Below are 24,797 nucleotides of genomic sequence, written 5' to 3' on the forward strand. Positions count from 1 at the left end.
CACAACCTAGACTGACGGGATGAAGGGAAGGCGGAAGCCTATTGAGGCCGCATCCTGAACGCGCCCAAACGGCGACTTCTTCAACACTATCCGGACAAAGCTTCAATTCGCGGCGGCGGCACCAATGTCAATTCCGGCAATCGGACTTCCGTGCGGGTCAGATCGCTAACTGTTGCTCAACAATTGTAGCAAAGTACGCGCAGCCATAAGCGAGTGCGTCATCATTGAAATCGAAGGCTGGGTTGTGCAATGCCGCGCTATCTCCGTTGCCGATAAACATGAAATTGCCCGGACGTTGCTCAAGCATTTAAGAAAAATCCTCTCCGCCCATGGTTGGTGTTCGGTTGCTGTCAACTGTCTCGGAGCCCACCAGTCTAGTGGCCGCATCTATGGCAAAGTCGGTTTGTTTCGGGTCGTTCTCCGTCACCGGCAAATCGTCAATGTAATTGAAATCGATATCCGTACCCGTCATGGACGCTACACCCGCGCAAATGTCGTACATCCTTTGTTTGCCCAAAGCACGTGCCTTGCTGGATAGGCTGCGCACGGTCCCTCTGATCTCCGCTGTCTCAGCGATGATGTTATCTGCATTCCCCATGTGGATTTGCGTGATTGAAACGACGTGTTGTGCCGACGCATTTATTGAACGCGACACAATCGTCTGGAAACCTTGGATGATCTGAGCAACGGCAATGGCCGGGTCGTGACCCTCGTGTGGAAAAGCTGCATGGCAGCCTTTTCCAGTTATTTGCACTTCAAATAGGTCCGCAGACCCCATTATGCCTCCCGGGCGAGTAGAGAAATGGCCGATGGGCAGACCAGGAGACGTATGAAGCGCAAAAACGCTTTGAATACCAAAACGGTCCATCAGGCCATCCTGAACCATGGCGAGGCCACCGCCTTCCGCCTCTTCCGCTGGTTGGAAAATCAGAACCGCAGTTCCATTGAATTTACGGGTCTCAGTCAGATAGCGAGCAGCGCCCAGCAGCATCGTTGTATGCCCATCATGTCCACAGGCATGCATTCGGCCTGTTATTTTGGATGCGTAAGGAAGATTTGTCTGCTCCTGCATGGGCAAAGCGTCCATATCCGCGCGTAAGCCAATCACTTTGTTGCTTGCTGTACTTTCACCTTTTATCACTGCAACGACGCCGGTTTTCCCAATACCAGTAAAAACTTCGTCGACACCCATCTCATGCAAGCGCTCAGCAACCAAACTGGCGGTTCTATGAACGTCGAATGTGATTTCCGGATGTGCATGAAAGTCGCGACGCCATTCAAATAGTTCAGTTAGCTGTGTGTCAAAAACTTCAGTGTGAACCATGGGTCTGCCCTCAGAAATGACTTTTAACAACATGATGCTACACTAAAGCGATCATGATCAATTGGCGGTTCTTCAGCAGCCTTGGGGCTCAGAGCGGTCATGCGGCGGTTCGGCGGGCCAAAATCAGTCTGCTTGTACATGCCTTGGTAGGCTGAGCGGGACTGAGCCGACACCGAATGAATGCCGGTTTCGGCCAGCACTAGTTTTGAACTTGGCCTTCACACGGGCTTAACTATTGTATTGTCGGGGACACAGAAAATGCGCTGGCACTACGGTAGTGCGCTTTTACTTGACACAATCAAGTAATTCTATTTTGCTTGAATTTGTCAAGTAAATGGAATTGCAGAATGGATCACATCTCGACAATTCGCGCCTTCAATCGGTTCTACACACAGAGAATGGGTTTGTTCTCCCCCGACTACGGCGGTAGTGGAATGAACCTCACAGAACTACGGGTTTTCTATGAGATCGGAGTGCAAAATGGCTCAACTGCCCGGTTGATCGCCAATGCCCTGGACCTCGACGAAGGCTATGTCAGTCGTATCCTGAAGAACTTTGAGCGATCCGGATGGATTCTAAGAAAACCTTCTGAACATGATGCACGGCAAAAGGAACTTGATCTTACTGAATCTGGGCACCAGAAGTTTAGCGAGCTTGTCGACCGGATGGCACTTGAGGTCCACAAGCGATTGGATGGGGCAGATGCAGGGCGCGTCGCCCGGGCTTTGGAGCAGGCGGTGAGATCATTTGACCTGCCGGGTCCAGTCGAATTTCGCGATTTAACCCCAGGCGACGCCGGATGGGTCGTCAATCGGCACGCCGAGACCTATTACACGGAATATAAATTTGATTACCGCATGGAAATGCTCGTCATGCAAATCCTGACGGCTTTTTTTCCGGTCCAAGGCATTGATGGAAACCGCGCCTTTATTGCTCATAGCGGCGAGACGCGGCTGGGATCAATTTTTTGCATGAGTACAGAAGAACCCGGCGTCGCGAAACTGCGATTGTTCTTTCTGGAACCCGAGGCCCGCGGAATGGGCTTGGGCAAGCGTTTAATGACGATCTGTCTGAATCACGCGCGTGCATCAGGGTTCAAACGCATGACGTTAATGACCCACGAGACACAGGTAGTCGCACGCGCGCTTTACGCTAGATTCGGATTCACTTTGACCGAGCGCATTTCCGGATATCACTTTGGCAGTGAGAGCGTGCAAGAAACCTGGGACCTCACACTTTGATCTCACGACTGGGCTATACGCTAAGTGCAGCCGCGCATAGACAACCAGACATTCGCGGCACGGCGTCGCTTGAGCAAAATGGGCTCACTGCAGACCTCGGTGCAGAAGCAGCACAAGTCCCTACCCTGTTCTATACAACCTATCCAACGGCCCAGAGCCGACATCCAGGGCACCGCTCGGATGCCGCATCGGCAGCCCGCATTGCCGCCATTCGCTGCAGCCGCAAAATTTGACCTGGTTCGAACTCTCGGATCGCGGACAAAGTGGACCTATCGAGTTCAAGGCGCGATCAATACTTCGCGCTCAATTTCCATTGCAAAGCCAAGCGGCAATCCAGGACACGCCTAGCCGACATTCGTCACAACCCGCCGCCGCATGCAGCGGTCGCCAAAGCGGCCATTAGCAACCAGATGCAGCATTTCTATCCAACCAATGCCTCGGCCGGTGCGAAACGCTCTTTGGCCACATGTAAACAAAGGCATTCCGGTGCAATCCATGCTACCTTCCCACGGATAGTATTCTGGTAGCGGGTATTTGAGATGGGACGAGTGCGGCGAGGTCTGAGTGAAGGGCAGGCGCAAGCTTTAGAGGCGGCCTTCAAGGCAGCCAAAACCTACCGCGAGGAACTGCCAAATGGGCCGGCCCGGCCTGTCTTGGGACTTGGTGAAGCTGCCAGCCGCTTTTTGGGCCCTCTTCCTGAAACGGGGGTGCCGGAAAGTGAGGTAATCGGGGACATCGTGCAACTTTCTGAAGGCGGTCTGCACAAAATGGCGGGGCCGACCTTCTTCGGCTATGTCCTCGGCGCGTCGCATCCCGTCGGTGTAGCCGCCGACATTCTGGTATCAGCCTGGGGGCAGAACGCGGGCTCATCTTTTGAAACGCCTGCAATAACCGGAATGGAGCGCGCTGTTTGCAACTGGGTAATAGAGTTGCTGTCACTGCCGCCCGAAAGCGGAGCCGGTCTTGTGACCGGCGGCACAGTGGCAAACATGGTTGGCGTCATGGCCGCACGCAATGCGCTGCTGGCTGCCCAGGGGTGGAATGTTGAAGCTGACGGGCTGTTTTCGGCACCCGAGATTCCCGTTTTGATCGGGCAGGATGCGCATTCCGCCCCATTCGCTGCCCTGCGTTATGCTGGCTTTGGCGCGGGCCGGACAAACATCGTCACGGCGGACGGCGAAGGGAGGATAAAGCCGGATGCGTTCCGGGCTGCCCTGGACAGCTGCAGCAGCCCGCCGCTTGTCATCCTGCAGGCAGGTCAAATAAACACCGGCGCCTTCGACCCGTTTGCCGAGCTCATCCCAATGGTGCGCGAGCGGAACGGCTGGGTTCATGTGGATGGTGCTTTCGGGCTCTGGCTCGCTGCTGTACCCGAACTGGCAAACCGGTTGGAGGGGGTTGCTGAAGCGGACAGTTGGGCGATTGACCTGCACAAGTGGCTTAATGCTCCATTCGATGCTGGCATGGTTATCGTGCGCGACCGGGCGCCGCTCGTTGCGTCAATGTCTGCCCGCGGCGCCTATCTCCCGGAAACAACAGAGCATTGGGAACCAAGTGATTCAACGCCGGAACTCTCCCGACGTGCAAGAGGTGTCCCGAGCTATGCGATACTTCGGCACCTTGGCCGGACGGGAGTTTGCGAACTGGTAGCACGCCATTGCCACCTGGCGGAGCGAGTTGCCCGAACGGTTTCGAACGAGCCCGGCCTGACAGTTCTGAACCAGATCCACAGCAATCAGGTCGCAATCTGCTGCGGCGAGGGGCCGGATGGCAACGATCTGACCATGCGGGTCCTGCAGCGCGTTCAAGACAATGGAAAGGTATACCCTACCCACGGCGAATGGGCGGGTCGGAAGATCATTCGAGCCTCTGTAATCGGATACGATATGAGGGAAGAGGATGCTGATCTTCTGTCATCCGAGATCATTGAAGCTTATCGTCTTCGTGCTGCTGGCGTTCTCTGATTTGGCCAGAAATTTTATTGCTGCAGTCAGGCATTAATGAGCTTCAATGGGCTCGAATGGGCCATTCGGTGTCACTGCGAGCAACCCTTCGACCCGCCTGGCACCCCCTGCGCAGCCGGCCCATTGCAGCCGTTTTCAAGCTCCTTTTTTTGCCTGATCGGGAGCTTTTTCTCGAAGTTGGCAACACCTGCGAAGTTCAATGGCCGCCCCATGAATGAGGCGGCCGCTCTCGCATTATTTTCGATGAGGCAGAGAGCCTATCCGCGGCTCAGGATTTCCTCGCCGAGGATCTGCATGACTTTCTGTCCGGCCTCGCTGGCCCAATTGACCGAAAGTTCCGCAAGCAGCGCGCTGGTTGTGGTGAGCTCGACACCGCCTCGCTCCATTTTGCGGAACGCCATCTCATCCGTCAGCGCAGTGGGAGACCCGGAAGCATCAACCACTGCGGTCACGGCAAAGCCCTCTTCGGCGGCACTGATCGCAGGCGGGGCAAGACACACGTCAGTGGTTATGCCTGCCATGATGAAATGCCTGCGCCCGGTGTTGCGGCAGGCAGCGGCAAAGGCGCTGTCATCCCAGCAGTTCACCACGCCAGGGCGCTTGATCCGCGCGGCGAAGGCATCCGGGGCAATCTCTTCCAGCGCGGGCATCAGCGGCCCCTGCATGTTGTCTTCCATGCTGGAAGTCAGCACCAGCGGCATGCCAAGCGCCGCCGCCGTCCGCGCCAGGGCCCGTGTGTTGGCTTCGATCAGATCGCGGTCAACGGACTTTGCCCAGTTCATGGTGCCAACCTGATGGTCGATCAGAACAATGGCTGCGTTTTCGGGGGTCACTTTTTTGGAGGTCATGTTGATGTCCTTTCCTGGTTAAGAGATTTCGGATGCGGGCAGTTCGAAGATTAGGAGCTCAGCGCCGGCTGCAGCCTCAACCGCCACGTCCCCGGCACGGAGCAGTCCCAGCCCATCCCCTTTCCTGAGGGCGCGGCCGGCAGCAGTTGCCTCGCCTTCGATCATAAAGATGTAGAGGCTGCGGTCAGGGCTGGACGGGCTGAAGTTCAGCACGCTGCGGCGGTCGAAGTTGCCGTAGCTAAGGCGCACCTCCTGCTGCACGACAAGTGAGTCCTCGGCGCCGTCTGGCGACAGCACCAGCTGGAACCGGTTGCTGTGGTCCGAGGTTTCCAGCTCCTTGCTGGAATAAGTCGGCGCCAGGCCTCTGGCCCGCGGCTCGAACCAGATTTGCAGCGCACGCATTGGCTTCGTCCGCGAGTTGTTCACCTCGTTGTGCAGGATGCCTGTACCGGCGGTGATCACCTGAAGACCTTTCGACTTCACAGTACCGTTGTGAACGGGCACCACCGGATCGATATGCGAAACCTCTCCGCTCACCATGAAGGTGACGACTTCGACATCCCGGTGCGGATGCAGGCCAAAGCCTTGGGCGTCCGGTGCAAGCGTGCCGTCGTCAATTGTGATCAGCGGGCCGAACCGTCGGCGCCCTTCTGCAAGGTGCGGCTTGAACGACAGATGCGCCTGCATGAAGCCGAAGTCCTTGAACTCACGGGTCGCGGCGGGGTGATAGACCATCTCCGTCTGCATTTCTCATCTCCTGGCCTGTTCGCTGAGATAGAATTTAGGGATCTCTTTCGTTCTGGAAAATGATCTGTTTGTTAACTACTGTTCAGATTTATGAACGATAGATTCTATTCCTGCGCCAAGGCCCTGGTGGCCACTGTGCGCGCCGGGTCGATGAGCGCGGCAGCTGCGGAGTTGAACACCACGAAGTCGGCGATCAGCCAAAAGCTGGCGCTGTTTGAAGCCGAATTGGGGCTGGTCCTGCTGGACCGGTCTGGGCGGGCGGTGGCCCCGACCGCGGCTGGGCGCAGAATTTTCGAGATTTGCGCAGGCCCGGTGGATGTAGCGCTTGAGGCCGAGGCGCAGCTTGGCTTCGTCCGAAGCGGGAAGATTGCAGGAAGGGTGTCAGTCTCAGGACCCAACAGTCTTCTTTGCACCGTGCTTGTCCCGCTTCTGGCAGGCCTTCGGTCCCGCTACCCGGCTATCGAACTTGAATTGCATGCCGATGATTCAAAATCGGATTTTGCGGCAGAGGACATAGATCTGTCCTTCAGAACCGGCCCTGCAGATAAAAGGCGGTTTATTTCGGCTGCCCTGCCGTCCGCGCAGCGCGCGCCTCTTGCCAGCCCGGCCTTTGCAGAATGGATGCCCCGTCTCTCTCGGCCTGCTGATTTGGCCAGGTTGCCCTGTGTATTGCGCACCCAAGAATCCGGCAAATGGGCGTTTCGAAATAAGGAAGGGCAACAGGAGATCATCGAGCCGACGATCGGCCTGCGCGTCAATTCGATGGAGCTTGCATTTGCAGCTGTCCTTGCCGGGCAAGGAGCAGCACTGCTCCCGTCCTTACTGACAGAGGTGCATATTCAAGCTGGCAATCTCGTGCGCCTGATCCCTGACTGGTCTGCCGATCCAGTGGCACTGACTTTGCTTTGCCGTCCTGAACGTTTGGCTGCTCCCCAGGTTGCGGCGGTACGGCGCCATATCCTGGATGCATGCGGCAACAACGGCTTCCTGGGGACAGAGCTTCAATACGAGAAAGTCTAACAGCTTACCAAAGCTCGGTTTGGCACCGTGACGATTAGGCCTGCCTCCCTCCAAGTCAGCCGATAGGAACGGCCCCAACCGGACGCTGAGTGTGCGGTTCAATGCTGCATCGCCGCGTTCCCGTAAGCAGACATTGACAGATGGCGGCGGACGCCCCTCCTCAACCCAGACAAAAACCTGCCAAAACTGCAAAGGTTTTGCCGGGGGTTTTTGTCATAGCTAAGCGATTGATCCTGGGTGGGGTAGGGAAGGCGGCCAAAAAACGGACCGTTTTTGGCGAAAGCGTGCGAGTTGGTACAGCATTTGGTGTGCGGATCGATTGTCCGCTTGGTTGCTGAAGCAAAAACACGAAAGCCATGCAAAGAGCGTCGCACTGTAAAGCAAATGCACGCTGATCAGGTAAAGATGAGGATTGACTGACGGCTCTACCAACCGCCGCTCGCGTGGGAACTTCGGCTTTGCCTCAACACCGGGCTATCGCGCAAAGGTTGAAGGTGAGTTGGCGGTCATAGAAGACGGTTTATGATTTTGAGTTCCAGATTGTGCCAGAGCAACACTTTAAGACTTCACCGCATAGAAGGAGCACCTGTTCGAATCTCGACCACTCATTGCAAGTTTCTGGTCCGCCACAGTGCCTACGACCTGAACGCGCCCTAGCAGCAGCCCCCAGTTGATCTCTGCCGTCAACCGCCGTCCATTGAGCCTCCCAGAAAACTGCCCCCGAAAACCCTGCGATTGCTGGACGCGACCGCCGTAGCGGTTTCCGCCAGCATGGCGCACATTCAATACTCCAGTAATTTTCGTTCGACCAAGCTTGCTAGACGGCCCGCAGTTGGACGTGAAACGCCAAATGCCCGACATGTTGCCAGGTCCGATCGCGATTGGGGGCGGAGGCAAGTACATCCGCTCGTTTTCTGGATCGGTGCGCCAATCGGCAAGAGCTGCTTCTGACATGGCTTGCAATCGGAGATGCTGGTCGGCACTCAGATACCCAGTGACCTCAACGCCCTGAGCAACTTGCCATGCGCTAAGCGCAGATCGAGTACCGCGCCCAATAACGCCGTCGACGCCATTTGGGTCATAACCCATGACCAGAAGCCTTGCCTGAAGGTCACGGATTCCCTGCTTGTCGAGCCCGAGCGCAGCTTCAGAAACCTTTGATCCTTGCGTCAAATGTGATGGAGGAACTCCAGTTCTAAGCTGGTTCTTGTCGTTAGCATTGCTTTCCGTTGGCTTAATTCTAGTAGAGTCTTCGATGGCAGTGCTTTTTGCCTCATCACCATTCTCCAATCTCGCATTGAGCCCGGCCACGTCTATTTCACCGACTGACTCGGCCAGCAGCACGCTGATGGCGAGGTCCGAGGATGGGTGTTCATTAACAATCCGGTCCAGCAGATGTCGTACGGCGACAAGGGTCGGCAGTGAACTCTCCGGCCCCTCGTATATGCTCTCTGCCTCTGCCAGAATGGCTTCGGGGCTCTCTTGCGCCACAAGGGGGGACGCCACAAAGACAAAAAGCGCCACCGATAGCCAAAAACTTATCCTCAATACACCCATAATCTCACTCTAAACCCTTGTTAGTCAGCAGCTTCGAGAAGCTTGCCAGATATGTCAACGCTGCCTAACCTTTCCTATCAGGGTCTAAGCGGTAGGTGTCGATGTTCCATTTCAGGCTAATCTCTGTGCCGGTGGCACTTCTTTTTGCAAGTGTTTCGTTCGCGTTTGGGCAAACCAATGAGGATACCGCTAACCGATTGCTGATCGACGCCGCAACCGGCAGTGGTGGTGCCTCTGACCCGCTCTACAAGCGACGCCTACTCTCGGTCTTGGTTGAAGAGTTTCCCGAAACGGCAGCAGCCCGGTCGGTTGCCTTGGGAACTGTAAGTATTCCGGATCTTCCTGACTCACCAGAATTCCACCAGTTGTTGGTTGAAGGGAGCGGTATCACTGGATTCGAACACGGTGAGTTCCCTTCGTATGGTGCCACTACTCATCCTGGCATCGACATAGGGCTTCCCGGGCAAGTCGATTGCGGCCTACCTGTAACTGCACCACTTTCTGGTAGTGTCGTGCGGGTGGTTGCCTCAGATGTACCGGACTCAGAACTTGAGCTGATAGGAATTGATCGGGCTCGTAGTGATCGTGATTTTGGTCACAATACGGGTAACGCAGTTATTCTTCGGCACGGAAACACGAGTTCGACGTACTCGATCTACCTTCATCTTCAAAGCACACCGTCCAAATCCAACGGCGAGCCTTGGCGCATTGGTATGACCGTTCCTGCTGGCGCCCAGATTGGAAAAATCGGCGACACTGGTGCAGCAGAGGGCTGCCACCTGCATTTCGAAGCCCGAAATTTCGAGGGGACTTATAAGTACCTTCATCCAGCTTTCGGCAACATCTACCCGCCAGGGGACATCTCCGACACAGATGTTTTTGTTGAGGACTGGATAGACCCGGAATCATTTCTTCGCCGAGCATTTTTGGATCGGCATCTTGCAACAGAAGATCCTGTGCCGACTTCGGTCGGGGCTGTCCCAGCCCCTGAGTTTCCGGGCACGCATGCGGAGAGTACCGCACAAACCACCGGAATTGCCACCTCCGCTGAGGGACCGACAGAGTCCGAGATTCGACCAGGTGATTGGATAGAAACGAGCGAAGCGCGCCGGGTTGTACGAACCGGCGAGACAGTCGGTGACCTCTCGATCGATGCCGATGGTAGCACGCGGTATCGCAAAGAGTTGCTCTTTTCCGCCGCAACCGACCCCGCTGCGACCGAAGTGCGCCTTTTTTTCTCTCCGGACGCGAGAAGTGCGCTTGTTATCCAGTGGGATCTTGACTGGGGTGGGCTACGCGCAGCTCTGATCAACCTGGGAACGCGACAAATTCTCAAAAGTGATCTTGTCCCCGAGACGGCGGTCAGGGGAAAAGCAGAAGCAATGAACGTTCGGCAACCCATGTTGCCAGTCGCTTGGTCGCCCGATAGCAAGTATGCTGCGATCCCGCTGTCGCTGGCGGAGTGGCAGGCAGACCTTTTGTTGATAGATGCGGAGACTGGCAATCAAGCCGTACTAAAAACAGACGAACTTCAGCCGGGTCAATGGTCCCTCCCGAAGCTCGAAACGCTTCGTTGGGACGCAGATGACTGGGCGTCGATCGATTATGACGTACTTGCATGCTCGGATACTGACTGCACTGCGCCGAAAGTCGTCGGCTCGATATCCGGCGGACACCGAATTACCCACTTGCTAAAGAGAGCAACGACTCAGCCAGTGACCACATCAGGGGAGGAATGGACGGCGGCGATTGTGCATTCCGGAGGCTATGGGCGACCCGAATTGACCGAGTGCATGTGGGCTTCTGAGAAATCAACAGTTGAATGTCTGCGCGATGACGGTGCCAGCGAAGAAACCCTTCGTTTCGCTCACGCAAGAGCTGCGGAAGGTGGAGAAGGACCGGAGATACCAATCGATTTTCGTGAGTTGGGAAAGGTAGATATTGCTGTCTTGGATGCATTGTCGATGAATGGAAACAGGTATGACTATTTCGTCAACACGTCTCCCGAGACTATCTCTTATCCGATCTATCCGGAGCGTGAGCTGTCAATTCTCGCTTCACGTGGGGATAGACGGGCGCAGTCAATCCTTGCTCAATTCCCGGGAGCCACGGCATGGAAACCATTTATCGGTGGAATGCGCATATTGCCGAATGGGGATCAAAGATTTTCGACAGCCGTTTATTGGACCGAGAGCTGCCGTGCGTGCCCGATCGTTGGATATAACATCGCAACCGTGGACTACGATCATACTGGACGGTTGAGCGCCTCCCAGAATCGGGGCGTGTTCGACAACGCTGGCTTGGGAGGAAGATTCTATAACCAATACACCGCCGACGACTTGCGCAGACATCCAAAGCTGGTGCAGTTCTTCCTGAATCTGCGTGGTTACGAGGCGGGTCCAATGGATGGTGTTACTGGCGCGCGAACCGAGCAGGCATTGCGGGAATTCCAGCGGGAAAACGGGCTCCACCCGGTGACGGGGCAATCAAACTGGGCAACCATAGTAGCTTTATCCGACATGGACACGGTGTTTCGGAATGGCTCTACCAACAGTACCGGCACAATGCCGCAGCCCACAATCACCGCTTCAGCCACCTCCACAGCCTCTCATCCGATTCCCGCAGGCGCATCCACGAGCGTAGCGCAACTGACCTCGGCTTTGGCCTTCGGACGGCAGCAAACAGCGGTAGTCGATGTTAACGGCTGCGAGCTATTGGTCTACCAACGTGAACCAATCAAAGTGAAAACGCATTCCGCCGGGGGATGGAGCGACTGGATGGGCAGCACGACGCAGGGGGAAAGTACAGTGGGTGAACAGACCACCATAACCACGGTTAGCTTCGGAGACATCGGTCGATATGGACGGTTCGAAGGAGGTTCGGCACTAACACTCGTCGCAAAGGAAGGGCGTGCGTTCCAGATCGAAAGAACAACCCGACGCACGGATAATCCGAACCTCAACACATCACAACAAGAGCCCATTCCTCATTTGGTCATTCCGCTGCCATCCCACGAACGTTACGACATCGCTATGCCGCTAATCCGCCAGTATATGGATACTTGCAACACAATCGGCACCGCTGGAGGCACCGTTGCCGATTATCCGGACACTGATCTTGTCAGCGAACTGATCGCCCATGAAAAGCTGCGACAGCACGCGGCGCGGGTCATGTTCGTAGATGGTGCCTTTGAAGATGCGATTGCTCAAGGGCTTGTCGCGCGCATGATGCAACACGCCCAGCAAGGCATCACCAATCATGGCAATTCAGGGGAAGCTGCCGTTACCGCGCGTGGGCAGGCGCAGGGGATCGCCTCGGCAACCCCGCATTTCCTGGTTATGGCGGAAGCGCAACCATTGTCTGTCGTAATCACCGACAAATCCGATGCCTCGCAAGATCAGGATGTTCTGACGGTTGATTTTCTGTGGCATTATCAGAGCGCATCGCTGGTCGTGCAACGTTTCGGCGAACGCGGCGGCAACGGGCGAGCGCAGTTCCGGCGGCGGGAGGGCAGCTGGCGACTGGAAAGTGTGAGCAGCAATGGAAATGGCCTCGCATTTCCAACAACTCAAGCAGTTCAGGACGCGGCCGATGCAGATATCATCTCCACCCGTAACGAAGGCGGTCCTTGGCACTTTGCGGAGCGGGAACAAACATTCGTTCCGATCGAGGGTGAGCCACTTCTTACATCAACTGAGCGGGCTGCGCATGCTGACAGTTCGAACCAGTCGTTGGCTGAGGTAGAGTCCACGAAGCGCGATTCGATTTTAAAGCTGTTGACCAATAACCGCGAATACTCCGGCAGTAACTGGAGATACGCATATCTCCTGAAGGGCTCATGGTTTGAGTTCATGCAGGGGACAGTTACTTTTGGACTCGCTGTTGAAGAGCTGGATCCCGCAACCGGGCAATTTCGTGGTGGCATTCAACCTCTCGAAGTGGAGGCAGGTTTCCTCGCGGGATTTCGAATTCTAACAACAGAGTTAGGTTACATTGAAGGCCGATTGGATCCTTCAAGCCATGTGCTTGAATTCGATTACTTCCGCGCAACCGGTCGTCCTGGGAGCCTGGCACCTTTAGGTCAAGCAATAGTTTCTGGAATTCGAATGCACCCAAGGTTTGACAGTGCCGGAAAGGTTTTAGGCTGGAGTTCCAGCGAGACCGACCCGGCCGACACCACAGGAAAGTTCGGTGAGGCAACAGGTGTGCTGACGATCTCAAACGAAAAGTGGGTTCCATGAGCACCAACTTTTCTGGATCGTCAGCCTTTGGTCCATCGCGACGACGCTTTCAAGCGCGGGTAAATGATAGCCCCGTGCGCTTTGCGGGCTGACCGAATTTTCTCTGCGGCTTAGCGCTTAGTATTGGTCAAAATCCACCGAGAGCTGTAAACTCTTCGTCAGTAAACCCTGCTTTCCTAGCATAATATCCAGCACTTCCAGTTCTGAATGAGCGTGTTGCACAAATCGTTTCCGATGCGTAGCTGGTCCTTTGATTTGACTGCGGGATGCTGTGATGCCCTTCAAATTCAATGCGTCGCGGCGGGATAAGTTTGCGAAGGCAAAGTACCGTGTGACGAACTGGACCGAATACAACGAGGCGCTCCGCCAGCGTGGTGACGTAACGGTCTGGTTCAGCGAAGACGCGGTGTCTGGATGGTGCGCAGTGCGCTCCGGCAAGCGCGGTGGTCAACAACGATATTCTGATCTGTCGATTGAGACCTGCTTGACCTTGCGCGCCGTGTTCGGCTTACCGCTTCGCCAAACGCAGGGCTTTGTCCGCAGTCTGCTGCGGCTCATGCAGACGGACCTCCCCGTGCCGGATTTTTCGACGCTTTGCCGGCGTGCGCCATCGCTTCAGATCGCGCCTGACATCCGAACAGCCAGTGGTCCGATCGCGCCGGTTGTGGACAGCACAGGGCTGCGTGTCCACGGTGGCCGCGAGTGGATGCGGGAGAAGCACGGGCTACCGAAGGCCTGCAAAATATGGCGCAAACTGCATATCGGCTTCGATCCGGAGAGCGGCGAGCTTGTGGCGTCCTGCCTGACACCCCAGCAGGTCAGGGACCCCGGCGCTCTGCCCGACCTTCTTGCCGAGGTGTCCGGTCCGGTGCGCCGTTTCATCGGTGACGGGGCTTATGATGGTGTACCAACCGTCGCGACCAACCGGCATGCGTTTGGCCCGGATGTCGAGCTGATTATTCCGCCGCCGAAGAACGCCGTTCCCGGAGATTGCCAGGCACGTAACGCCCATATCGACATGATAACCGAAACTGGCCGAATGGCATGGCAGAAGGCCACCGGTTATGGTCAGAGATCGCGCGGCGAGGCCCAGATCGGGCGATACAAACAGGTCATCGGACTGGAACTGCGCAGCCGCAACATGGAGACCCAGACAACCGAAGCCCGCATCGCTGTCAAAGCCCTCAACCGCATGACCCGTCTAGGTCGTGCGACCTATGAACGTGTCGCATAACGAACCGGGGAAAGGGGCAAATGCGGCCCAAGCGCTATTCGTGCAACACGGTCGCCCTTTAACGAGATCATGCTCAAAAACCTGTTCGAAAAACTTCGACCAGTACAAACCTCAGATCACGCAGGCTCGTCAACTAGACACCAGAGTTTGCGACACATCCCCAACGACCGCCCGAAGACCAGTGAAATCGGTGTTTTTCTGGAGAATTTTTTGTCCGCCGCACTGATACAGAAATAGACTTTCCTCAGCTGAAAATAGTTCGATTGCGAAGAGCCTCGGGGCCCTCAAGTTGCGGTGTCTGAGGATAGTTCCGACTTGGCAGAACGCCTCTCAGCTGCGTATGGAAATCGGCATAGGTAATGTCGGGATTTTGCCTAATTAACGCGATTGCATTGGCAGACATAGCGCCGTTGTAGCGACTGTTAATCCAAGCGTCATACGACAGTTCAACGGCGGTGCAACCGGTCAACAAAAGATGGTTCATATTGGCGCCGCTGCCAAAGGAGCGATGGCGTGTTGGTACCATATGCGTATCCCATCTCCGATGGTTCGTCATCGGCATGTACCGCACCAGTGTTGGGTAGTTTGGCGCGACAGGCTGATTGTCGGTTCGGGAACCGTCGAGCATAAACCGTGACACTGTTCCGGAATGGCAGGAGTCGCTGATAATTGTCAGAAACACACCATCTGTTAGCCGATCGATGATCTCGCGAATCTCGTCGTCCACGATGTTGCGGTTATGTGCGCAAATCGCCTCGTCGTAGTTGTCGGGTTCGTCGTGATCATTTTGATCAAGAATGTAGGTTCCGTGGCCCGAGAATGTTAGTACGATGTTGTCGCCTGCAACAGCGTTGTCCACGAGCGATGCGAGCGCTTCCAGGATTGCGCTGGCGGTTGCCTGTTCGTCGGCCATGACCGCTACGTCATACCCGAAGTATTCAGTGAGCAAATCGGCCCAGTCGTTCATGTCGTTGACACACCCGTTCAGGTCGTTGCCGGATCCAGGGTAGTCATTGATCCCAATACAAACTGCTTTTTTTGACATAATTTGGTCTCCTTGGTTAAAAAATCAGGATTGTCTGCGCCGCGAGGTGGCGCAGCGCAGACCTCTAGGTGAACACTCCCCAGTTGGTGCTGTTGTCTAGCGCTGGAGTGTAGATGCCGGTTGCTCGCCGCCCGTTGCCTGAGGCTTGATTGTGGGCTCGTTCAGCGCCGGTCATAAGATCAAGGGTTTTCGCGCCCAGATAGCCGGTCTCGGTCAGGCCGAGATGGCTTTGCAGCCGATTAACCTCTTGGCCGCGCGAACCAAAGCGTAACGCTTCCAGGGCGGTAGTTTGCCCGTTTGCGGCAAGGACAGCTTCTTTGCCAGTGGCTAGAAGAAGATCTACACGCCGCCTGGAACCAATTGATGTCAATACCCTCTGAAACCTTTCCCATTGATCAGAAGGGGTGCTGTGGCCTCTGACGGTCAGGCAACCCCAAGACGAATACCGCGCTCCCAGGTCGGCGTTTTCGGACAGGTAGTATGAGCAATGAACGTTGTCGTAGGGTTGTGATAAATCGAAGATATCCAATGTCTCCATCTGCGCGTCATTGGTTGAGCGCAAGACGGTTGCATCGGCCCCGGATTCGGGATCAGCACTGGAGAGGCCCATGCGTAGGGCGGGCTGGATACTGCGGTGCCGCCAGATGTAGAAGGAATGCATCCCTGTTGGCAACATGTTGCAGGCGGAGCCACCATTTGCGTGCCCGGCAATAGCCTTTCGGCATGGAACCGTGGAGCCGGTGTAAACGTTCAGTCGGTGCGTCGCCGTGAAGTAAAACCCAATAACACAACGGAAATTTCTGTGATCTGGTCGCGTGGTCCTTAGTTGAACGGTAGACACGTTCTCAGCCTGGTCACCTGACACTAATTCGGCACCGCGCAGGGCAAAAGCGATCACGCCATTGGTACGGTAAGGTTGATAGTGACCAGCAACAAAGAGCATTTCCAATACATTTGGTGTCAGTTGGAAATTGGATGCTTCTGGCGCATCGACCAGATAAGCGTAGTCTGGCGCTTCACGATCGTCCGAAGGCCATGTCACGTCAGAAGTGCCGAAACTGCGCGCACCTGATCTATCATTCTTGCGTATGGTCAGATGTTGCCTAAAATCGGGAGCTTCCGGATCCGGCTGGGCACCGATATCAGGGTATCGGGCCGCCTGTTCCATTGTCATGTCTGACATGGTTTTAACTTTGAGACCCTGCGGTTCTTGTTCAGGGGGGTAGTCTGTCAGGAAGTTTTTCATGTCGCCGTTCTCTCTATTTTCGTTCTGAAATCGCGAACCGGTTCTCTGCTCTGTGGCATCGGATGTTGCGGTCCGCGATGAGTCGCCATTGAGGCGGTGCCTGAACGTCGGTCAGTTGTGTCGTTAATTCCTTCTTGTTCTGACTTTTTTGGTCAGTTGATTGCTTCCTTCAGCGCTTTTGCGAGATCGGATTTGTTGTTCTCAAAGGCCGTCGACATAGCCTCCAATGCAATCGACGGATCTTGGCTCTCTGAGACTTTTGCAACCATGTTGAAGGCACCTTTTGCCGTCTTTTCAGAAACAGCAACGAGGGTCGGATCTGCAACGTAGGAAGAGCCAACCTGCAGACGGCCAAGATTGAAGAGATATACCTCAACTCCAGTCGCCGGGTCGTTGGCGGATTTTTTGGGAGCGCCAAATCCTAGAGCGACGGTGACAGTTTTACGGCCGTTTCCTCGGTTGAGCGCAGAGGTATCGGCATATTGCAGATGGTTCATACGAAGCACGCGTGCACCAGTGTCAGATGAAGCTTTGAGCTCCAAATAGAATGCCGGCTGATCACTCAGCCCGAGGGATCGTACAACGTCAACGGATAAGCCCTCCCCAATTGTACTCTGGGTCGACGCGCCGGATGGTCCGTGATAGATCACAATACAACCATCACCGTCAGTCGCGTTGCGGGTTGCCAATCTTACTTGCTCCGGGCCGCCGACATGCGCGCCACTGGCCAGAAAGTGACCGTTGAGATTGGTTTGAGCACGTTTGAGACCGATTGAGACGGCCTCAACAGCGAAGTCGACGCCAATTGCGACTGCTGCACCCCCGACGCCTCTTGATTTGGCGCGATCTGGTTCTCTTGCGGGTACGATTTCTGCAATCGGTTCGGTCATATCAGTCGGGCAGGCAGACAAATAACGTACGGCCGCGGTCGGGCGAGATTGGTTCTTGCTGCTGACGGACAGACCTTCAAAATCCCGTCGATCAGTCGTGCAGGCCGCAGCGGACACGCCAACTGCACACAATAGTGCGAATTTTACCTTGGTTTTCATAAGGGTCCCCCAACAAAAACGTTTGATGTTATGACGAGCGCTGCATTTGGCGCTGCTAATGAAACCAATCTAAAACGGGGGGCGTGACTCGACCGTGACCCCCGCGTTTACCCGGTAATAACTGTTGGAATTATTGGGGGAATCGTGTGTAGTTGCGTATCAAAGCGGCCCACCATCCGGTCCAAATTTGAGTATACGAGCACCGGTAAGGTTTTCGGCCACGACTCGAACCACCGGAACGCCGATGTTTTTTCGGGTCAAATTGACCCACCAAACAGGACCGCCAATGGCGACGGCAATCTCTGCAACATGTGACGTGTTGGCTGGAGAGAGCGCACGCCGGTCTTGCGGATTCAATAGCGCGGCTTTTTGATTTTCGAAAAGCTGGCAACGCCGTAGAAGTAGCCTGTGATGATTTTGCAATTTACCTTGTCGGGCGGCTTGAATTGCCAGAACTAGGCCAAATTCCATCTGGACCAGTTCGGAAAAGGCCGCGCGTACCGCCTCGGCGGGATCCCACGACGCCGCCACTCCAATGATGGGAAGCTGGTTAAGTTGATCGATCGAACAGGCTACAATCGTAGTGATGCCCGCGAGGCTTTCAAGGAGGAAGAAGCGGGTAACTCTCGTCTGTTGAGCGCCTTGTCTGGCTCGCTTGATCATCCCGTCTACATCCCAGATCTCCTGCCACGAGGTCGACAAATGGTACGCAGGAATATGACCCAGCCACCATCGCGCAATGGTGTGGCGTTCGATTCTTTCCAATAGGGCGCCCGCGATCGCAGATCGGAGGTCCTTGCCCGCCGCGCAGCCTTCTGTACCGGGGTCTTTGGCGTCGGCTTTGTCAGTAATTGTCACAGTGGCCGCGTCAACGGACCAGCGGTTTTGAGTGGCCAGATCAGTGGCGAGAAAATCTCGATCCTGTGGCTGCCTGTGGGCCGACAAGATTTCGGCAGCTTCACCGAGGCAAGATGCACGGGCCGCGGATTCAGTTTCACCTTTGCCGGAAACTGAACCACCACCCGGAAGTTCTATCAGAGAAACCCTCCATTGAGGCGCGTAAGGGGGGATGACTATAACAGGTTCGCCAATTTCACGGGCTAATCGATCGATGGTCATGTCAATACTATCTTGCAGCTTTGGATTGAGTCACGCTGCTGTCACGCGTTGGAAAATAGTTTGATTCTCGAGCGGAAGGAAGTTGGTATGTCAGCACACGGTTTAGGAAAAATTCCGGCAGAACTTATTGAAAAGCTGAATGAACAAGTTCGCTACATTCTTCATCTTGATGGAACGGATTACGAGGGTGCGACGCTCGCCGAGGCGTACGCGACCCTGCTCAAGGAATTTCAAAAAGACCACAGTATTGCTGATCACATACAACGGGAATGGCCCATCCCGTCAGGCAATGTCTATCTCGCACAGTTGATGGCGCATGATCTTATCCAGACAGTTGAGACGGGTTGCAAACATGAACCCTACGAGAACCTTGTACGACGGCCCTTGATGCTGGAAACGATTTACGGACGCGGCCCCGATGTGCAGCCGTTGCTATATCAGGTCCGTGAACAGGATGAGTCTGAAAAGGATCGTCCGGTGTTTCGACCGAAATTCAGGCTTGGCACATTCAGATCCCTTGATGGGAATCGCCAATTTGGCCTTGATCTGCCCCGCGCTTCAGAATGCGCGGCGCCAAATGGCAACGGGGTTCAGAGTTGTGATCCAGGATTCACGAGGCGCGAGGCAATCATTGCGGATCGGCGCAACGATTCACATACAATTCTGGCGCAAATCACTGCTGTCTGGATGTTGTTTCACAATTGTATCTACGATCAGCTGATTGCGCAGATTGCAAAACCGACAAGCGCCGAAATACGAGCGAGTTTTGCGAGTGCAAAAAGGATTGTCACGGCGACGTGGCACAAGGTCATCAGAAACGACATTCATCCCATCATACTAAAAGAAAAGGAAAAATCTGAAGAAGTGAAAGCTGATGGCACTGATGTTGTGGCACCGAAACTGGTTGCAGCGACTGACGATTGGGTGGACCCTATCACGGGCCTGCCAAGCGCCGAGGCGCGCGTCGCGATACGGTGTCTGCACTGCTTGCCGCGGGCCCACTATGAATTTTCGGGATCGCGGGTCGAAAGCCTGTCTGAAGTGTTGCAGGTAGCGTCGGAACGCTTGGTGGACAACATCAACAAGGAATGGATCCTAGATTGGAGAAAATTCTTTGATTTCGGCGGCAAGGACCGCAACAAGCTTCGGACGAGATACGTAGCCGGCTTTGCAGCAGGCATGACGCGCGGTCGTGACGGTGCCCATTTGCTGCGGGCGGATCTTGAGCGCGTTCTGGAAATCTTGCATGGACCGGATGTTGACAAAAGGCTTCTCGAATTCGTTTCTGAGGGTTTTGTCGAAAGGCTTCAAGCGGCGATTGCCCGCGTCAGCCTTTTGCCGGACGCAGATGCTAATGCGATCGCGCGTGCCCAGCAGCAAGAGCAAGTCACCAGGTTTCCACCGCTTCTCATCGACTTGATGCAGGAAGCCGCCAAAGAAACGCCTGCAGGCCATCTGGGTCCTACGGGCACCAAACTGCTGTCGCCGTGGCTGTTCGGCGCATTGAAACAGGCAGAGCAACGCGTCTGCTTAACCAATAAAGAAGAGGAAATGGTGAAGCACAAGTTTATCGAAATCCTCACAACAACAAACCAAGTTTAGCTCTGAAGGAAAGGATCTAGTTATGGTAAAGGCAACTCATGCAAGGGATTATGGCGCGGCAGCCGAAATCGGGAAAAAGATCAAAGAAAGGGCGGATGACCGTAATCTGACAGGTGTGGAAGATTACATCCTCAGCCGCATTACAAGGGTGGGCGGACCCGACGTTGAGGAGATTGTTCTCCTACACGAACCCGACGATCACCAAGTAAAATTTGTGGTCGTACCGCATAAGGATATTATCGCAGACACAAGGCCAAGTTTGGGCAGTGCGCGTTACGATTATAGAGAAGAAGAACTGCCAGTTGCGGCGGCGGCCGTGATCCGAAAGTTGGATCCCAGCGGGACCATGACGTCCGAGCAGCTTGGCGACGCGATCAAGATGCTGGCCTCAAGCCCCCCTGACGCCGAGGAATTTTACTTCTTCAAGATGGGCGAGTACTGCGTCACACAATGCCAGTAGTTTAGACTTCGACCTTGGCCAGGGCCGCGCGAAAGCCCTGATCAAGCTTTGACCGCTGATCCGCATTGCGGATTGGAAAGCTGTCTATGAACCAATCCGCAAAACTGTCGCGGGTTGGTTTTTCAGTGTTGATCCAATCCGGTCGCAGCCTTTCGACCATACGCTCTGTGGTTTCGATAGCCTCGGATTGACGCCCGAGGTGCCAAAGGGCAGAGGCTTCCCAGCCCAAAAGATTGGAGATTGCACCATCCGCGAGTCTTGATGCGCGCACGGCCTCTTCGTAGCGCCCATCGAGAAAGTTAATACCAACCAAATAACCGTTGAGAAAATCCGGTAGAGTGTGTTGCAGTTCGTTTGCGGCCTCGATCAACTCAAATGCGCGTTCTGTTCGACCACAGAAAGCTAGGCCCTGTGCGCTGGATACCAAAGTAAATGGATTTATCACATTGAGGTCGAGGGCCTGTCTGAAATGAAACTCCGCATGGTCGAATTCACCGCTCATCAAATGCGTCCAGGCCATAACACGCTGAGCACGGGTTTCAAGCGGATCGATTTCAAGCGCTATCCGCGCGTGGTACAGGGCTTTTTGTCGAAATTTAACTGTTCGATGCAGCCCTGGAAAGAAGATGTGGCGGGAATTGTAATTTGCGGCCAGTTCGGCGTGGGCCGGTGCAAACATGGGCTCGTCTTCGATTATAGCTTCGAGTAGTTTAGGAATTTCCAATCCGGCCTCCGGGCTCCAGACAGAGTTCAGTTTTTGGCAATGCAGCCATCGATCAAAGGCAGTTTGAGACTGGGGGGCTAAGTCGCTGCGACGCATCAGCCTGTCGGTGCTTATGTTGCTGTTGATGGCGGTTGCGAGACGCCGCGCTATGATGGCGTGTTTGGAGGTCCAGGATTCACGGGCGATTTCGTGCTGTTCACTCCATAGATATTGGCCGGTGCTTTCACGTTTCAACACGATAGTCAAAATCGGTTTGTCGCCACCAGCGAGGCTTTCAACCCCTTGTAAAACATAGTGATCAGCGGGGGTGTAATTGTCAGAGTCCTCTATGACATCCCACTCGCGGAATCGAATCAATATTGCCAGAAGGTCCTGGAAGAAGGCGCTGGAGATGTCGGAAATCGGACGATCTGAACCGGTGTGAAACCGGGACATGCGAATAGTGGGGCGGTCTCGAACAGTTACAGAGGTTGGATTTTTCGTCTGTAGCGATCCAAGTGAGACGATCTTTCTACCAAGCTTGATGTCAGAAATTAGGTCGATTGTCTCCGGCATCGGCTCAACATCATATTCTTCGCCCAGAACTCGGTAAAGCGTATCGTAGGTTCGAATGGCAGGAGCGGTTTCGCCTGTCGCCACGTAGTGGAGCATCAATGCGCGACATGCGGCCTCGTTTGTTGGGTCAAGGATCAAAAGGGCCTTGCAAGCATCTCGCACCAGCTCGGTTGCCACGTCGTTTGTAAGTTGTATCGCAAGAAGATCTTCAAGCTCGCTTTGGAGTCTGTTTCGCTGGACGGCAATCCAAGAGTCCAAGTCGGCGGTGATGCCATAAAGGTCGGCAAGAAAGCTCTCTACGACGCTCTGGGTACTCATCAGTTGCTCGGGGATTATGTTGTTTCGAACCGCCGTGAGAATGAGTTCATGGTCAATCGCGATATCCTCTTGCGCAAGTTGCAAGTGGTTCCCGCGTTCGCTGATCACGTTTGCAGCTTGACTGGCCAGATCCAGCCGTAGCCGACGAAGTGTTTGGCGCAGCGACGCCCGTGCCCGATGAGGCTCGGATTCCGGCCACAACAAAGCACAAAGGGATTGTCGCGAAATCTCACGATGATCGCTTAGGGCGATCAGGGCAAGTATAGAACGGGCCTTTTGGTTGGCGATCGTCAAGTGTACTTCATTAACTTGCAACGAAACGCGCCCAACAAGCGATAAAAGCTGGTTTGGCATTCCCCCTTGGGTCCTATTTGGTCTCTATACGACTTAATCCAATAGTTGCAGGACAGTGTGCCGGAAATCTAACCAAAAAACAAGCTGTTGCCGTTTCTGTCGGGACAACGAAGTCGCGGGTTTGGAATTGAGGCTCGCGACATTTGAGGATTTATCGGAAGGGGGGTCGAGTCCGGCTGAGTGCAGAATAGGGCGTTAAGGGGTTCTCCGCATGTTGGACACGGATCATTCTCAACACGTTGTTCGAAATGGCAAGAAGCGGGCTTTTCGTCCATTCGTCGAAACTGTAGCGTCTGTGGTATCAGGCGGTGGAGCGGATTGATGCGTAGAATTGGTGCTTTGATTTTCCCAGGGTTTGAGTTGCTAGATGTATTTGGCCCTATGGAAATGTTTGGGCTTCTTAGCGATGAATTCAGCCTCAGTCTTGTCGCCGAGACGACTGGCCCGGTTGAAAGCAATCAAAGGCTATCGGCACATGCTGATTGTGCCATCGACGACGGTGCCGACTACGATCTACTTTTCGTGCCCGGTGGAGCGGGTACAAGACACGAGGTCAATAACGCGAGAATTCTGGATTGGATTGCCGAAGTCTCTACAAACGCAGAGTATACCCTAAGTGTTTGCACTGGGAGTGCCTTGCTGGCTAAGGCGGGCGTTCTGGACAATCGCCGAGCGACCACGAACAAATCCGCATTCGCATGGGTCGCAGATCAAGGGCCCAAAGTTGACTGGCTTCGGCAGGCCAGATGGGTCGAAGACGGGCCGTTCATCACATCATCTGGTGTCTCCGCTGGCATGGATATGACGCTTGGGGCAATAGCTGTAATGCACGGGAAGGCAACCGCTGATCAAGTTGCCAAATGGTGTGAATACACCTGGCATGAAGACAAAAACTGGGATCCCTTCGCTAAGATTCATGGGCTTGTTTAGCTTCGCCAAAATGGGCTTTCCTTCCCCTTTCTCCGCAGGGTGCATCAATATCTGGTGTTGTCGGCGCTTGAGAATTCACAGGTTTCCCGCTTTCATCTTCCGCCATCTACATTCGCCTGTGAGAATGATATGGGCCCAGCCAAGAGGCGAGATGTGCGCGAGGAGGTATGCTGGGGTATCCAACCCGGCCCTTTTCCGCTGCGCGACAGCGACACCAAGCTGTTTCGTATTCCAATAAATTATGATGGCGGTGAGCAAGTTCAGCCCTGCAATCCTGAAGTGTTGGCCCTCCGCGGTGCGGTCGCGGATTTCCCCCTGGCGACCGATCCGTAGGGCACTTTTCAGAGCATGGTGCGCTTCACCTTTATTGAGGCCAATATTGGCACGGCGCTGCATGTCCGTGTCGAGCGCCCATTCGATGATGAAGAGTGTCCGTTCAACTCGCCCGATTTCGCGCAGGGCAATGGCCAGATCATGTTGTCTCGGCCGCGCCGCCAGTTTCTTCAGGAGCTGACTGGGCTGCATCCTGCCTGAAAGCATCGTTGCGATGCAGCGCAGCACATCCGGCCAATTGGCGATAATCGTATTTTCCCGGATTTTGTCACCCACCAAGCTCTTCAGTTCAGTCGGGACACTGCGGCGATCAAAGACATGCAGCCGTTTGGACGGCAAATCCCTGATCGACAGCAAGCTGCGCGGCTGTGATCTAGTGAAGATGAAAATCGTCGACATTATGGCATCTGGCGAGATCAAAGAACGGGCTTCCGTGCTGCAAAGCAAAACGCAAAAACCGGTGCGCTTTGAAATATCCGAAGGCACCAGAGCCTCGGTCGAGAAGTGGATGGAGGATGAACTCATGGTCGGCTCTGAGTACCTTTGGCCGGGCCGCTTCCACGAGCGTCTTCACATCTCGACACGCCAGTATGCGCGGATCGTCCGAGATTGGGTAACATCGATCGGTCTAGAGGCGAGCGCATATGGTACGCATTCGATGAGGCGAACAAAGGTGACCCAAATCTACAAGAAGACTGGCTATTTGCGGGCGGTTCACCTTCTGCTTGGGCACACCAAGTTGGACAGCACAGTCCGATACCTGGGCGTCGAGCTTGAGGACGCGCTAGCAATCGCCGAGGCCATTGAAATCTAGCAACCTTGGGTCGCCTTCAAGGGCGGCCCAGAGCCGACCTTGAGTACGCCGTTTGATTTCTGCGTTCGCAGC

Annotated in this window: 18 protein-coding genes and 2 pseudogenes; 9 read left to right on the plus strand and 11 right to left on the minus strand. The window is 54.9% G+C overall.

The annotated features are described in order from the left end of the window. Positions 1-157: 157 nt before the first annotated feature. Both ACR0J7_RS19350 and ACR0J7_RS19355 read right to left on the minus strand, forming a co-directional pair. The gene (locus ACR0J7_RS19350; RefSeq protein ID WP_480871394.1) at positions 158-307 is read right to left on the minus strand and encodes a hypothetical protein; all 150 of its coding nucleotides are present in this window, start codon (positions 305-307) and stop codon (positions 158-160) included. Continuing rightward, positions 308-1,324: an amidohydrolase gene (locus ACR0J7_RS19355; protein WP_480915334.1), complete on the minus strand. Its 1,017-nt coding sequence runs from the start codon at positions 1,322-1,324 to the stop codon at positions 308-310. A gap of 347 nt (positions 1,325-1,671) precedes the next feature. On the opposite strand from ACR0J7_RS19355, the gene ACR0J7_RS19360 reads away from it, so the two are divergent. Together ACR0J7_RS19360 and ACR0J7_RS19365 are read left to right on the plus strand one after the other, a co-directional pair. Next, complete coding sequence (locus ACR0J7_RS19360; RefSeq protein WP_480871392.1) at positions 1,672-2,565, plus strand: GNAT family N-acetyltransferase; 894 nt, start codon at positions 1,672-1,674, stop codon at positions 2,563-2,565. Positions 2,566-3,104: 539 nt separating this feature from the next. Further along, entirely contained in the window at positions 3,105-4,529 is a 1,425-nt protein-coding gene (locus ACR0J7_RS19365) for a pyridoxal phosphate-dependent decarboxylase family protein (RefSeq protein ID WP_480915336.1), read from the plus strand. Between the two features lie 257 nt (positions 4,530-4,786). On the opposite strand, the gene ACR0J7_RS19370 is transcribed toward ACR0J7_RS19365, so the two are convergent. Both ACR0J7_RS19370 and ACR0J7_RS19375 read right to left on the minus strand, forming a co-directional pair. Next, positions 4,787-5,377 (minus strand): isochorismatase family protein, encoded by a 591-nt coding sequence (locus tag ACR0J7_RS19370; RefSeq protein ID WP_480915337.1) that lies wholly within the window; start codon positions 5,375-5,377, stop codon positions 4,787-4,789. Positions 5,378-5,395: 18 nt separating this feature from the next. Continuing rightward, entirely contained in the window at positions 5,396-6,124 is a 729-nt protein-coding gene (locus ACR0J7_RS19375) for a pirin family protein (RefSeq protein ID WP_170367324.1), read from the minus strand. A 90-nt stretch (positions 6,125-6,214) separates the two neighbouring features. Between ACR0J7_RS19375 and ACR0J7_RS19380 the strand changes: the two genes are divergently transcribed. After that, a complete protein-coding gene (locus tag ACR0J7_RS19380; protein WP_170367323.1) occupies positions 6,215-7,144 on the plus strand; it encodes a LysR family transcriptional regulator in 930 nt (309 codons plus the stop codon). 558 nt (positions 7,145-7,702) lie between these two features. Here ACR0J7_RS19380 and ACR0J7_RS19385 read toward each other — a convergent pair. Then, positions 7,703-8,668: a peptidoglycan-binding domain-containing protein gene (locus ACR0J7_RS19385; RefSeq protein WP_480900887.1), complete on the minus strand. Its 966-nt coding sequence runs from the start codon at positions 8,666-8,668 to the stop codon at positions 7,703-7,705. Positions 8,669-8,802: 134 nt separating this feature from the next. Here ACR0J7_RS19385 and ACR0J7_RS19390 point away from each other — a divergent pair, with 134 nt between their 5' ends. Further along, entirely contained in the window at positions 8,803-12,942 is a 4,140-nt protein-coding gene (locus ACR0J7_RS19390) for a peptidoglycan DD-metalloendopeptidase family protein (protein ID WP_480900895.1), read from the plus strand. Positions 12,943-13,216: 274 nt separating this feature from the next. Beyond that, positions 13,217-14,176 carry an IS5 family transposase gene (locus ACR0J7_RS19395; protein WP_480900886.1) on the plus strand — a complete coding sequence of 320 codons (960 nt, stop codon included), beginning with the start codon at positions 13,217-13,219 and terminating at the stop codon, positions 14,174-14,176. Between the two features lie 244 nt (positions 14,177-14,420). Here the strand turns inward: ACR0J7_RS19395 and ACR0J7_RS19400 are convergent, their stop codons facing one another. From ACR0J7_RS19400 to ACR0J7_RS19415, 4 genes are all read right to left on the minus strand, one after another. Then, positions 14,421-15,221, minus strand: coding sequence for a caspase family protein (locus ACR0J7_RS19400; RefSeq protein WP_480900884.1), 801 nt, complete (start codon positions 15,219-15,221; stop codon positions 14,421-14,423). A 64-nt stretch (positions 15,222-15,285) separates the two neighbouring features. Then, positions 15,286-16,467 (minus strand): hypothetical protein, encoded by a 1,182-nt coding sequence (locus tag ACR0J7_RS19405; RefSeq protein WP_480915340.1) that lies wholly within the window; start codon positions 16,465-16,467, stop codon positions 15,286-15,288. Between the two features lie 152 nt (positions 16,468-16,619). Beyond that, entirely contained in the window at positions 16,620-17,516 is an 897-nt protein-coding gene (locus ACR0J7_RS19410) for a hypothetical protein (RefSeq protein ID WP_480900880.1), read from the minus strand. Positions 17,517-17,675: 159 nt separating this feature from the next. Continuing rightward, entirely contained in the window at positions 17,676-18,635 is a 960-nt protein-coding gene (locus tag ACR0J7_RS19415) for a YcaO-like family protein (protein ID WP_480900879.1), read from the minus strand. A gap of 48 nt (positions 18,636-18,683) precedes the next feature. Here ACR0J7_RS19415 and ACR0J7_RS19420 point away from each other — a divergent pair, with 48 nt between their 5' ends. Next, the gene (locus ACR0J7_RS19420; protein ID WP_480900877.1) at positions 18,684-20,237 is read left to right on the plus strand and encodes a peroxidase family protein; all 1,554 of its coding nucleotides are present in this window, start codon (positions 18,684-18,686) and stop codon (positions 20,235-20,237) included. 22 nt (positions 20,238-20,259) lie between these two features. Next, the gene (locus ACR0J7_RS19425; RefSeq protein ID WP_480900875.1) at positions 20,260-20,697 is read left to right on the plus strand and encodes a hypothetical protein; all 438 of its coding nucleotides are present in this window, start codon (positions 20,260-20,262) and stop codon (positions 20,695-20,697) included. 1 nt (position 20,698) lies between these two features. Here ACR0J7_RS19425 and ACR0J7_RS19430 read toward each other — a convergent pair whose 3' ends face one another. Continuing rightward, positions 20,699-22,588, minus strand: a complete 1,890-nt coding sequence (locus ACR0J7_RS19430) for an AfsR/SARP family transcriptional regulator (protein WP_480900873.1) — start codon at positions 22,586-22,588, stop codon at positions 20,699-20,701. Positions 22,589-22,969: 381 nt separating this feature from the next. Between ACR0J7_RS19430 and ACR0J7_RS19435 the strand changes: the two genes are divergently transcribed. Further along, a complete protein-coding gene (locus tag ACR0J7_RS19435) occupies positions 22,970-23,578 on the plus strand; it encodes a DJ-1/PfpI family protein (protein ID WP_480900872.1) in 609 nt (202 codons plus the stop codon). A gap of 75 nt (positions 23,579-23,653) precedes the next feature. Here ACR0J7_RS19435 and ACR0J7_RS19440 read toward each other — a convergent pair. Continuing rightward, a pseudogene (locus ACR0J7_RS19440) lies at positions 23,654-24,259 on the minus strand (Tn3 family transposase); the annotation flags it as partial. On the opposite strand from ACR0J7_RS19440, the pseudogene ACR0J7_RS19445 reads away from it, so the two are divergent. Further along, positions 24,258-24,725, plus strand: a pseudogene (locus ACR0J7_RS19445) (tyrosine-type recombinase/integrase); the annotation flags it as partial. The pseudogenes ACR0J7_RS19440 and ACR0J7_RS19445 overlap by 2 nt on opposite strands. Between the last annotated feature and the right edge of the window lie 72 nt (positions 24,726-24,797).

The organism is Ruegeria sp. O4, assembly GCF_056535125.1.

Excerpts from the sequence above, each read along its gene's own strand:
- ACR0J7_RS19350 (WP_480871394.1), bottom strand. The coding sequence starts at position 307 with ATGCTTGAGCAACGTCCGGGCAATTTCATGTTTATCGGCAACGGAGAT.
- ACR0J7_RS19355 (WP_480915334.1), bottom strand. The coding sequence starts at position 1,324 with ATGGTTCACACTGAAGTTTTTGACACACAGCTAACTGAACTATTTGAA.
- ACR0J7_RS19360 (WP_480871392.1), top strand. The coding sequence starts at position 1,672 with ATGGATCACATCTCGACAATTCGCGCCTTCAATCGGTTCTACACACAG.
- ACR0J7_RS19365 (WP_480915336.1), top strand. The coding sequence starts at position 3,105 with ATGGGACGAGTGCGGCGAGGTCTGAGTGAAGGGCAGGCGCAAGCTTTA.
- ACR0J7_RS19370 (WP_480915337.1), bottom strand. The coding sequence starts at position 5,377 with ATGACCTCCAAAAAAGTGACCCCCGAAAACGCAGCCATTGTTCTGATC.
- ACR0J7_RS19375 (WP_170367324.1), bottom strand. The coding sequence starts at position 6,124 with ATGCAGACGGAGATGGTCTATCACCCCGCCGCGACCCGTGAGTTCAAG.
- ACR0J7_RS19380 (WP_170367323.1), top strand. The coding sequence starts at position 6,215 with ATGAACGATAGATTCTATTCCTGCGCCAAGGCCCTGGTGGCCACTGTG.
- ACR0J7_RS19390 (WP_480900895.1), top strand. The coding sequence starts at position 8,803 with ATGTTCCATTTCAGGCTAATCTCTGTGCCGGTGGCACTTCTTTTTGCA.
- ACR0J7_RS19395 (WP_480900886.1), top strand. The coding sequence starts at position 13,217 with ATGCCCTTCAAATTCAATGCGTCGCGGCGGGATAAGTTTGCGAAGGCA.
- ACR0J7_RS19400 (WP_480900884.1), bottom strand. The coding sequence starts at position 15,221 with ATGTCAAAAAAAGCAGTTTGTATTGGGATCAATGACTACCCTGGATCC.
- ACR0J7_RS19405 (WP_480915340.1), bottom strand. The coding sequence starts at position 16,467 with ATGAAAAACTTCCTGACAGACTACCCCCCTGAACAAGAACCGCAGGGT.
- ACR0J7_RS19410 (WP_480900880.1), bottom strand. The coding sequence starts at position 17,516 with ATGAAAACCAAGGTAAAATTCGCACTATTGTGTGCAGTTGGCGTGTCC.
- ACR0J7_RS19415 (WP_480900879.1), bottom strand. The coding sequence starts at position 18,635 with ATGACCATCGATCGATTAGCCCGTGAAATTGGCGAACCTGTTATAGTC.
- ACR0J7_RS19425 (WP_480900875.1), top strand. The coding sequence starts at position 20,260 with ATGGTAAAGGCAACTCATGCAAGGGATTATGGCGCGGCAGCCGAAATC.
- ACR0J7_RS19435 (WP_480900872.1), top strand. The coding sequence starts at position 22,970 with ATGCGTAGAATTGGTGCTTTGATTTTCCCAGGGTTTGAGTTGCTAGAT.